This is a genomic window from Pseudobacteroides sp., from assembly GCF_036567765.1.
Classification (GTDB): domain Bacteria; phylum Bacillota; class Clostridia; order Acetivibrionales; family DSM-2933; genus Pseudobacteroides.
Map to the genome: position 1 here is coordinate 18,032 of NZ_DATCTU010000092.1, position 10,698 is coordinate 28,729.

10 protein-coding genes are annotated in these 10,698 nt (G+C 36.4%); 8 read left to right on the plus strand and 2 right to left on the minus strand.

Annotated elements, in window-relative coordinates; translation table 11 throughout:
- The first annotated feature begins 94 nt into the window (after positions 1–94).
- The 5 genes from VIO64_RS14090 (at position 95) to VIO64_RS14110 (ending at position 7,235) form a co-directional block, all read left to right on the plus strand.
- Positions 95–1,489: a polysaccharide biosynthesis tyrosine autokinase gene (locus tag VIO64_RS14090; protein ID WP_331919302.1), complete on the plus strand. Its 1,395-nt coding sequence runs from the start codon at positions 95–97 to the stop codon at positions 1,487–1,489.
- A 216-nt stretch (positions 1,490–1,705) separates the two neighbouring features.
- Entirely contained in the window at positions 1,706–3,103 is a 1,398-nt protein-coding gene (locus tag VIO64_RS14095) for a sugar transferase (RefSeq protein ID WP_331919304.1), read from the plus strand.
- Positions 3,104–3,317: 214 nt separating this feature from the next.
- A complete protein-coding gene (locus VIO64_RS14100; RefSeq protein WP_331919306.1) occupies positions 3,318–4,631 on the plus strand; it encodes a nucleotide sugar dehydrogenase in 1,314 nt (437 codons plus the stop codon).
- A 4-nt stretch (positions 4,632–4,635) separates the two neighbouring features.
- Positions 4,636–5,610 (plus strand): SDR family oxidoreductase, encoded by a 975-nt coding sequence (locus VIO64_RS14105; protein WP_331919308.1) that lies wholly within the window; start codon positions 4,636–4,638, stop codon positions 5,608–5,610.
- Between the two features lie 413 nt (positions 5,611–6,023).
- Positions 6,024–7,235, plus strand: a complete 1,212-nt coding sequence (locus tag VIO64_RS14110; protein WP_331919310.1) for a glycosyltransferase family 4 protein — start codon at positions 6,024–6,026, stop codon at positions 7,233–7,235.
- A gap of 3 nt (positions 7,236–7,238) precedes the next feature.
- On the opposite strand, the gene VIO64_RS14115 is transcribed toward VIO64_RS14110, so the two are convergent.
- Entirely contained in the window at positions 7,239–7,514 is a 276-nt protein-coding gene (locus VIO64_RS14115; protein WP_331919312.1) for a hypothetical protein, read from the minus strand.
- Positions 7,515–7,584: 70 nt separating this feature from the next.
- Here VIO64_RS14115 and VIO64_RS14120 point away from each other — a divergent pair, with 70 nt between their 5' ends.
- On the plus strand, positions 7,585–7,725 hold the full coding sequence (locus VIO64_RS14120; RefSeq protein WP_331919314.1) for a hypothetical protein: 141 nt from the start codon (positions 7,585–7,587) through the stop codon (positions 7,723–7,725).
- A gap of 248 nt (positions 7,726–7,973) precedes the next feature.
- On the opposite strand, the gene VIO64_RS14125 is transcribed toward VIO64_RS14120, so the two are convergent.
- On the minus strand, positions 7,974–8,495 hold the full coding sequence (locus VIO64_RS14125) for an Rpn family recombination-promoting nuclease/putative transposase (protein ID WP_331919320.1): 522 nt from the start codon (positions 8,493–8,495) through the stop codon (positions 7,974–7,976).
- A gap of 392 nt (positions 8,496–8,887) precedes the next feature.
- Here VIO64_RS14125 and VIO64_RS14130 point away from each other — a divergent pair, with 392 nt between their 5' ends.
- Positions 8,888–10,258, plus strand: coding sequence for an S-layer homology domain-containing protein (locus VIO64_RS14130; RefSeq protein ID WP_331919316.1), 1,371 nt, complete (start codon positions 8,888–8,890; stop codon positions 10,256–10,258).
- A gap of 2 nt (positions 10,259–10,260) precedes the next feature.
- The coding region (locus tag VIO64_RS14135) for a hypothetical protein (protein WP_331919318.1) at positions 10,261–10,698 on the plus strand (438 nt) is incomplete at its 3' end.

Consider the following 10,698-nt stretch of genomic DNA (forward strand, 5'->3'; position numbering starts at 1 on the left):
AGTTTAGCAGGTATTAATTTTATCAGGTTTATTGCAGCAACAATCCTAATATTGATTGAATTTAATTATTAGATATGGAAGAAGGAGAACTGTAATGGAAAACAAAGACTTTATTGAGGTAGACATTAGGGAACTGATACTTATACTTTTAAGGAAATGGTACATATTACTAATATGTCTTGTTATAGCGACAGGAGTATCCTACGCAGTTACAGCATTTTATCTTAAGCCTGTTTACAGAGCAGAGACCACTTTGTTTCTTGGTAAAGAAAAGGATAAGATCGGGGCTTTAAGTCTGTTGGACTTACAGGTAAACAGTCAGCTTGTTATAGATTACAGGGAAATATTAAAGTCAAGACTGGTTGCTGAAAATATCAACTCCAAGTTAGGTGTAGACATAAAGACTTTTCAAAATAATGTAGATGTTACGACTGTAAAGGATTCGAGAATATTTAAAATAAGTTATGATGATTATGATCCCAAGCTTGCTGCAAGGGTTGTTAATGAACTTGGGACTATTATAATGCAGCTTGCTTCAGATATCATAGAGGTAAAAAACGTAAAGGTCATAGACACTGCCAAAGAGCCTAAAGACCCCATTAAACCCAATAAAAAAATGAATGTGGGTTTAGCAGGATTTCTAGGTCTCCTGTTAGGTGTGTCTCTTATATATCTTCTTGAATTTATTGATCATACATTTAAAAAGCCTGAGGATGTTGAGCGTCATTTGGGATTGAATGTTATCGGTACTGTTCCGGCTTTTGAAGGTGGTAAAAGAGGAAATAAAAAGGCCAAGGATGAAAAGCAGCTTGAGGAGGAATACCTTAAAAACCTCATTACGGCAAACAATCCTAAGGCAGCAGCATCTGAAGCCTTTAGGGAATTGCGCACAAATCTTCAATTCAAAAGCGTGGATAAGGATATGAAGGTTATTTTGCTCACAAGTCCCTCATTAGGTGATGGTAAAACTGTAACAACCGTTAACCTTGCAATAACCCTTGCACAGTCCGGAAAAAAGGTGCTTGTTATAGATGCTGACTTGCGTAAGCCAAAAGTTCACAGCTATTTCGGTATCAAAAACAATGAAGGACTAACCAATATTTTGGCGACAGATAAGGAGTCAAAGAAATCAGTAATTCAGCGAAAGGAAGGTATTGACAACTTGTTTATTATATCCAGTGGTCCGATACCACCAAACCCTTCCGAAATACTGAGTTCTGAGAGGATGAAGCAGTTCATAGAGAGCCTGAAAAGTGAGTATGATATTATTTTTATAGATACTCCTCCGGTAGGACAAGTTACCGATGCGGCTATACTTACAGGCATCGTAGATGGATCAATTGTTGTAGTTGCAAGCGGCCAAACTAGGATTGAAATGTCCAAAAGGGCTATAAAAGCACTGGTTGGTATCAATGCGAAAATAGTTGGAATTGTACTTACCAAAATAGATAGCAGATCCGCATATTACAATTACTATAGGTATGAATAAAACTTATAGATAAAAAAGTAAAGGAAATTATTTTACAAAATTATGTAAATGTGGTAAAATGTATAAAAAGCACAATTTTTATTGGATAAAGAGCATATCGTGCAGCGTATACATTACTATCCGATTTACTTTCCGGGAAAAACAGATACTTATTTAATTCAGCTTGTATCAAAGAATTATCGGGTTGTTTAATCTGGTATTTAGGGGGAAAGTGTAATGCATAGAGCGAATATTTTTTCGGCAAGCCATATTATTCAAGCACTAGTGGATATTTTAGTTATTACCTTAACTTTTATTATTTCATATCTGATAACTAAAAATTACACCACTTTAAGCGGACTTAAGGAATATTTATGGATACTAATAGTATACATACCGATTTGGCTCTTTTTGATGGAGAATTCCAGGATTTATGAAAAAATTGTCTTTTTTAACTTTGACAAGATTATAAGGGTGGTATTGTTTTCAGCTATTATATCAGACCTGTTTTTAGCCGCTATGATGTTTTTTATCAAGGAAACATTGTTTAGCAGAGCTCTATATGCGGTGTTCAGCGTTTGTATAGTCCTGGCCCTGCTTATAGAAAAGTTTCTGTATAAGTATGCCGCTATGGAAAAACATATGAGCCTTCATCGCGTATCCAGAGTTGTTATAGTCGGTACCCCCAGAGTAGCTAAGAAGTTTACGGAATATGTTGACAGGAGCAAAATAAATGTAAACATATTAGGGTATGTTAAAGCCAACAGCAAATCCCTGAAAGGTCATAATGAGCTGGGGAGTATAGAGGACCTGGAAGTTATTATCAAGCAGAATGCAGTTGACGAAGTTATATTCGCTCTTCCAAGGGATTACCTGGGAGAAGTTGAGCGGTACGTGTTGATGTGTGAAGAAATGGGTTTGACTGTAAGAATGATACTGGATTTATATGATTTAAAAATAGCAAAGACATACATAAGCAACGTTGGTACGCTTCCTATGCTTACATTTGACTCAGTTTCACTTAATCAAGCACAACTTTTTTTAAAAAGGCTGATGGATATTATAGGAGCCTCAATAGGCATAGTTCTGACAAGTATAGTTGCACTGTTCACAGTTGTAGCAATAAAGGTCGAATCGCCGGGACCGGCAATTTTTGCACAGAATAGAGTAGGCCTTAACGGTAGGACCTTCAAGCTCTACAAGTTCAGGTCCATGTGTGTGGATGCAGAAAAGAAAAAAGCTGAGCTGCAAAAGTACAATCAGGTTGAAGGCGGGCTCATGTTCAAAGTGAAAAATGACCCAAGAATTACAAAGGTAGGTGGGTTCATTAGAAAAACCAGCATTGATGAGCTTCCCCAGTTTGTAAATGTACTAAAAGGTGAAATGAGCCTTGTGGGTACAAGGCCTCCAACACTTGACGAGGTCAGTAAATATGAGAACTACCAGCGTCGAAGGATCAGCATTAAGCCTGGCATGACAGGTATGTGGCAGGTGTCGGGACGAAGCAGTATAATGGATTTTGACGAAGTGGTCAGGCTTGATACCAAGTACATAGATGAGTGGTCTATATTCCTTGACATAAAGATTATTCTCAAAACTATACTTGTGGTTTTCAAAAAAAGAGGAGCTTATTGATTATTTGAGAATATAAGATTCAAAATATAAAATGAAATATAAAATAAATATAAAAATGACCGGCTATATAAAAATATATTGCCGGTTATTTTATATTTACATATTTATTTTAATTGTTTAGCAAAAAGTGATATAATACTAAAGGCTAACATTGTGTTATAATCTTATGTAATGTTTATGTAATACCAGTTGATGACTATGGGAGGTAGCTTTTGTGCAAAATTTATTTGAACGGATTAGAGACAGAAAAGAAAAGATTTCTGTCATAGGACTGGGTTATGTGGGATTGCCATTAGCGGTTGCTTTGTCCGAGAAGACTGACGTTATTGGGTTTGATATTAGTGAAAAAAAGATTGAATCATATAAACGAGGTATTGATGTTACCAAAGAGATTGGTAGTGAAAAGCTTAAGACATCCAATATTCACTTTACGTGCAACCAGGATGACTTAAAAGGATCAAGATTTCTTATTGTTGCTGTGCCTACACCAATTGCCAAAGATAAGACTCCAGATTTGTTACCTGTTCGAAGTGCAAGTGAAATAGTTGGAAGGAATCTTAAAAAAGGCTCTATTGTGGTTTACGAATCTACGGTTTATCCCGGGGTTACTGAAGATGTTTGCCTACCTATACTTGAGAGGTTCTCCGGCCTTAAGTGCGGAAAAGATTTTAAGGTTGGTTACTCTCCCGAGAGGATAAACCCGGGGGACAAGGTTCATACTGTAGAAAATATTATCAAAATAGTATCAGGTATGGATGATGAATCTCTAGAAGTTATTGCTAAGGTATACGAGCTCATTATAAAAGCAGGCGTTTATAAGGCTGAAAGTATCAAGGTAGCAGAAGCAGCCAAGGTTATAGAAAATACCCAGAGGGACATAAATATAGCATTTATGAACGAACTCTCAATAGTATTTAATAAAATGGGAATCGATACACTGGCGGTTCTGAAAGCAGCTGGGACCAAATGGAATTTTCTTAAGTTTTTTCCCGGACTTGTTGGGGGCCACTGTATCGGTGTAGACCCATACTATCTAACTTATAAGTCTGAGGAATTGGGGTATCATCCCCAGGTTATCCTGGCAGGACGAAGAATAAACGATGGAATGGGCAAGTATATAGCCGAGAATACAGTAAAGCTTTTAATAAGGAATGACATCCAGATTAAGGGCAGTAAGGTTTTGATTATGGGAATAACATTTAAAGAAAACGTTCCTGATGTCAGAAACTCCAAGGTTATTGACATTGTAAACGAACTTAAAGAATATGGAATAGATGTTTGTGTTACCGATTCTAATGCGGATCCTTTCGAAGTAAGGCATGAATATGGTATAGATCTTGTTGATCTAAATGGCAATGATAAATACGATGCTGTTGTGGTGGCGGTAAATCATGATGAGTATAGCTCGTTATCTCTAAATGATCTCAAAGAGCTATACAAAAATGACAGGCGTATCCTAATAGATGTAAAGGGTTTGTATAGCAGAGAAGAGGCATTGGCATCTGAATTTAGTTATTGGAGGTTGTAAGGTAATGGGCTTTGAAAATATTTCTTTCCCAAAAGACAGTCTTTTTCTTGTTACCGGAGGTGCTGGCTTTATAGGTTCAAACATAACGGAAGCACTTCTTGATATGGGTTATAGGGTTCGAGTTTTAGATAATTTTGCAACAGGGAAAAAGGACAATATAGCAAACTTCGTACAAAATAGTAATTTCCAACTGATTGAAGGTGATATCAGAGATAGTGATACATGCAATGAGGCCTGTAAAAACGTTGATTATGTCCTTCATCAAGGGGCGTTAGGCTCTGTTCCGCGTTCTATTAATGATCCAAGGACATCCAATGATGTAAATATAACAGGCATGCTCAACATGATGATTGCTGCCAGGGATAATGGTGTTAAAAGGTTTGTGTACGCATCATCTTCATCGGTTTACGGAGACGAGGTTAATCTTCCCAAAATTGAGGACAGGGTGGGAAAGCCCTTATCCCCATATGCGATTACCAAGAAGGTCAATGAACTGTATGGAAGAAACTTTTTTGAGATATATGGCCTTGAAACTATAGGGCTTCGGTATTTCAATGTTTTTGGCAGGAGGCAGAATCCAAACTCGGTATATGCTGCCGTTATACCTGTATTTGTCAAATCACTTATCAATAATACTGCTCCTACTATTAATGGCGATGGCAGACAATCCAGAGACTTTACCTATATCGACAACGTGATTCGGGCTAATTTGAGAGCGTGTCTTGCCGGTAAAGAAGCTTGCGGTGAGATTTTTAATATCGCAACCGGGGGAAGGGTTTTTTTAATTGACTTATATAACAGTATATGTAAACTTTTGGAGAAGGATATAGAACCGCTTTATGGTCCCGACAGAAAAGGCGATGTAAAGCATTCCAATGCAGATATCAGCAAGGCAAGGGAATACCTGGGATACTACCCGGAAATCAGCGTAGATGAAGGTCTCAAAAGATGCATACAATGGTACAAGGAAAATTTATAAGATAAATGAAGCGATAAATATGATATTAAGCTTAAGGGCTGTCTACGACAGCCCTGTTTATGTGTAGGGACTTTTAATCTTAATATAGACTTTTGGCATGTTTTGTTATAAAATTATTTTAATAAAATCTTATGTAAAGTGATCAATGTAAAAATATAGAGAATATATAAGTCCTTTAATTTTATTTTTTGGGATATAGGGTAGGGTAATAGACAATTGCATGTTTACTGTGTTTAACACAGAAGTATCTTGAGTTTTATTTTCACAAGTCTTTTATACAATAATTGTTTCCTCCAATAAAGTTTATCAAAATGCTATGCTTAGAATTAACCCTTTCTTACTGTTCCGAAGAGATGATTTTTTAAGGTTGATATAATCACTTTGTGATTATGTTGAGATAGGGGGATAAAGCTATGCAAGAGGAATCAATGGGGGTATTTTCAGGCAAAAAAGTACTCATGATTGTTGGAAGCCTGCCATGTCCTTTTGAAACAAGATCGTGGCAGGAGGCTGTCACACTGAAAGAATGCGGTGCAAATGTGACGATAATCTGTCCTACAGGAAAGGGATATGAGAATAAATTCGAGATAATCGACGGCATAGTAATGTACAGGCATAATCTGATACATAAAGGAGATGGTGCCTTAAGTCATCTACTTAAGTTTGGAAGTGCAATATTTTGGGAGTTTGTACTGGCTGTGAAATGTCATTTTGTAAGAGGGTTTGATGTTATTCATGTCTGCAACCCTCCTGATTTCATATATATTGCTGCGAAGCCTTTTAAGCTATTGAGAAAGAAGTTTATCTTTGATCACAACGATATATATCCTGAGCTGCACATATCCAAATGTGGCATTAAAGGCTTTTCTCATAAGCTTATGTTATACTTCCAAAAAAAGGCGTTTAAGTGCTCGGAAGTCTCCATTGCCGCCAATGACAGCTACCGAGAAATTGCATTGAAAAGAGGCGGTAAAAGGCCCGAGGATGTATTTGTGGTAAGGAGTGCCCCTAGCTTTGAAAGACTTCAAATCATACCACCGATAGAGGAGCTGAAAAACCACCGTAAATTCATGGTTGGTTATGTAGGGTTTATAGAAAAGCATGAAGGCTTAAACTACCTGGTCGATGTGGCTGACTATATTATAAATGTAAAAAAAAGAAGGGATATACAATTTGCTTGTGTTGGAGGTGGAACGGAAATTTCAAACATACGGAAGTATGTGAGGGAAAAATGCCTTGAAAAGTATTTTACATTCACAGGCAGGGTTAGTGACAAGGTCTTGCTTGAGTACTTAAATACTGCCGATGTTTGTGTCAATCCCGCTGAATACAATGAAGTAAATGACAAAGCCACAATGAATAAGGTTATGGAATACATGGCTTTGGGCAAGCCTATAGTGCAGTTTGAGCTCACTGAAGGCAAATTTACTGCAGGAGAAGCATCGCTTTATGCAAAAAGGAATGATGCGGTTGATATGGCAGAAAAAATAATAGTGCTTTTGGATGGTGAAGAACATAGAAATAAAATGGGTGCAATAGGAAGAGAAAGGATTGAAAAGGAATTGAATTGGGAAATAGAAAAGCATAATTTGATAAAGGCTTATAAAAAGGTGTTTTTCGGGTGAAGGTCAGATAGTGGCTATCTTCATAAGTGCTGTTTTTACAGGCTTAAGATATCCGCTCATAAGCATGAAGGACCATATGCTATTTTCTGAACCCATTATTTCACTGTATGTAATATTTTCATCAATTTTAATGGCGTGTATTGCACCACCTTTAATTATATCCTGAATACTAAGCTGTATTCGAGGATCACCTTCAGTAGCAAGCTGCCTGATGACGGCATTTCCACTTGTATTAATCCAATAGGGCTCCAGATTTCCTTTGTTGAATTTTATTAACATTTAAACAATTTACGTGCACTGTAAAAATAGGTAAATATTGAATGAAATAGTAGGTAAGGAGATGGAATGTATGAAATCAAATTTTGCTGCAGCACTTGACAAGATGATAGAAGAAGGTGGAAAGGGTGGTGGAAAAAGGGGAAACAATGGGCATAGAAAAAACAGCAAGGAAGTTAATAGTAATGGGAATGGAAATGCATGGAATAATTGAAGCAACAGGCCTTTCGTAAAAAGGATTAATAAGCTACGAAATATAAACTATTTGAGTTACGATAAAAATTCTATATTCGCATGCACAACCTGTCGACATATCCAGAGGCAGTAAGTGGTAAGGAAACATTGCCTTATATAATTTATTGGCTCAAAAGATATTATTTTAGTTGTTTGAAGATTTTTGCATTTCTTCTATTTGCTCTGCTGAAAGGCGGGTAGATTCTGAGATTACCGATATATCAAAACCTAGAGGAATAAGGTTTTTAGCAATTTTAATTGCATCTTCACGTGCTTTGTACAATCCAATTGCTTTTTTATCCGAACTGAGATGCTCAAGCTTAGCCTCAGCCCTTTTAATGCACTATTCATTTCAATCAGCTCCTTTAATTCATCTTCAGTTAACATCTTGTCGAAGAAGCTTAACCATCTATGAAGGGGATTACCTTTTAAATTTTTTTGCTTAAGTCGCTTAAATTTAGGCATTTCTATAAAATGAATTTCGATTAAATCTGCCAAAAGATAATTTTCTTCTGAATCTTCCCAAAGATGATATTTGATATGAAATTTTCCTATATCCAAATAATCGAAATCTAATATATTAATAGTTATAACCTTTGAGAGATTTATATAATCTTCACCCTTTTTTATTCCTTCAAGAAAAAGTTTTTCCCAGAAGAACATGGTTCTTTTGTCCATATTATATTGGTTGGTTAACTGTACTTCAATATTTAATTGGGTGTTATCAGCAGTTTTGGCCCTTATGTCCAGTCTTCATGTCTTATCAAAAATCATTTCTTTAATAAGCTCTTTGTTCTCGATAATGTCCAGTGACACAAGCCTTTTTCTATCATCTACATCAAGAACAGAATTCAGAAAAGAAATCAAACAAAATTATACCATTTTTAAGGGGACAATAGCAGCTGAAGTTAGTTTTTTAAATAATAAGATTTTTCCTTATAAATCTTAAATTGGTATATTATTTTCAAAATTATTCCGATAAATGATATAATTAAATAGATCAAAAAGTAACTTCCATTATAAATTTCGCTCATGTGTTGACTTAACTCATCAATATCCAGGATGCATGGCGAGGAATTTATGGTGTTCTAATGTAATCCATTGTTGATATTTAATAATAAAACTCCGGGAGGAACGGCAAAATGATGAGAAATAGGATTGTAAGGTTTGTTTCTTTATTAATTGTACTAATATTTGTTTCAGGAAATTCAATATGTTTTTTTGCTGCAGCTTCAACTGCTGAAACAGAGCTTAGCACCATATTTGGAGGGAAGGAACCGAATATAAAGCTTGCCGGGGAGAAGCTAAACAGTCTTGTTACATACACTACAAAAAGGTTTAAGGATATAAAGGCTGCGGACTGGTATGCAAATAACCTTTCAAAGCTTGTTGGACTAAGGGGAATTGACGGATACAGTGACGGCACATTCAAACCCAAAAACTCAATTAAGACTGCCGAGTTTATTAAGCTTTTGCTTGCAGCAGCAGGCTATAAACAGGAGCTTCATAAGGATGTCTGGTATAAGAATTATGTTGATAAGGCCAAAGAGCTTGGTGTTATAGAGGATGGGGATGGTTACAACTATGACGGCAGCATGGCACGTATGGACATGGCAAAGATGATTTTGAGACTTTTAAAGCTTGATCCAAAGGCTGCCTCAACTCCTGTTTTTACAGATGTAACAGGAATTGATACAAAATGGATAGATACGGCTTTCAGTGAATATCTCATTAGAGGTTACTACAGCAAGAAACTCAGGACATTTAAGCCAACCCAGACTGCCACAAGGGCTGAGGTAACAGAGATGATTGTAAGGGTGCTTGAGTTCAGAGATGATCCTAACGAGTACAGGATCAAGATGAAGGCATATTATAAGGAAATTGAGAGGCAGCAGGATTTGGCGGATGGAACTTATGTTATGCCTCCGTTGACAGCAGAGCAGAGGGCTAGGCTGAATGGATATCCCGAAAATCAGAAGGTTGATACCAGCGTAATGAAGGGGCAGTATATGTCAAATAAGGATGTTGTGAAGACTTTTACTAAAGAGTATCTTATCGATTTAATTCGGAAGGCCAAGGGGTATATAGAGGCGTTAAACAATGTTGATTATCGCATAGTTGATTTGACGTTTAAAAATGAAATTAGTAAGTATTTATCTAAAGAAGGCACATTTACTAGTGAAAATGGAAAAAAAGTAACTTATGATGATACAAATAATAAATATATTAATATGATAAAAGAAGATAAAGCTGTTGTGGTTTCTAGATTTTTAACTGATACCTCAATGATATACATATGTGATGATGGAAGGATCAGGGTAAAAGGGACAATCCAATGGTGCATTTTAGAGAATATCAATCCATCTAAACAGTCCGTTGATATTGGAAAATGGTATGAGGATGACTTGGAAATTGAGTTAGCAAAATGGAATAAAGACAGTAATGAAAGTTTCAGCAAAATTGTTAGGCTTAGAAGCAATATACCTTTGACTAGAATACCAGAGGGGGTATAAGAGTGAAAATAAAAGCTGGAATAACTTTAATAATAACTTTTCTGTTTGGTACATTATGCACATTTGCTACATATGATGAAATTGTGACAGAGTATGGTGAAGAGTCCAACACCTCCTGGCAAACAACCAACCCCTTCATAGACTTCCAAGACGGGACAAGCACCCAGGTAATAAAAGAAAAAGCCAGAAATAGCGATTACTGGTACAGTACAGACTACTTCGAAATATCCCTTATAGGCACCAACCAGAAAATAACCATTCTCAGTGCCAACATAATGTCGGAAAACAGGGATGAAGCTATGGTAACCACCACCTTCAAAACCAACTGGGAAAAGGATGTAATCCCCAGGTTCAACACACAAAATATATCAGGTTCCCTGAATTTTAAAATAGATGCCGTTATAAGAATGAATGCCAAAAACAAGCTGCCGTCCTATTGC

Coding starts and splice junctions, on each gene's coding strand:
- VIO64_RS14090 (WP_331919302.1), top strand. CDS start 95: ATGGAAAACAAAGACTTTATTGAGGTAGACATTAGGGAACTGATACTT.
- VIO64_RS14095 (WP_331919304.1), top strand. CDS start 1,706: ATGCATAGAGCGAATATTTTTTCGGCAAGCCATATTATTCAAGCACTA.
- VIO64_RS14105 (WP_331919308.1), top strand. CDS start 4,636: ATGGGCTTTGAAAATATTTCTTTCCCAAAAGACAGTCTTTTTCTTGTT.
- VIO64_RS14110 (WP_331919310.1), top strand. CDS start 6,024: ATGCAAGAGGAATCAATGGGGGTATTTTCAGGCAAAAAAGTACTCATG.
- VIO64_RS14115 (WP_331919312.1), bottom strand. CDS start 7,514: ATGTTAATAAAATTCAACAAAGGAAATCTGGAGCCCTATTGGATTAAT.
- VIO64_RS14120 (WP_331919314.1), top strand. CDS start 7,585: ATGAAATCAAATTTTGCTGCAGCACTTGACAAGATGATAGAAGAAGGT.
- VIO64_RS14130 (WP_331919316.1), top strand. CDS start 8,888: ATGATGAGAAATAGGATTGTAAGGTTTGTTTCTTTATTAATTGTACTA.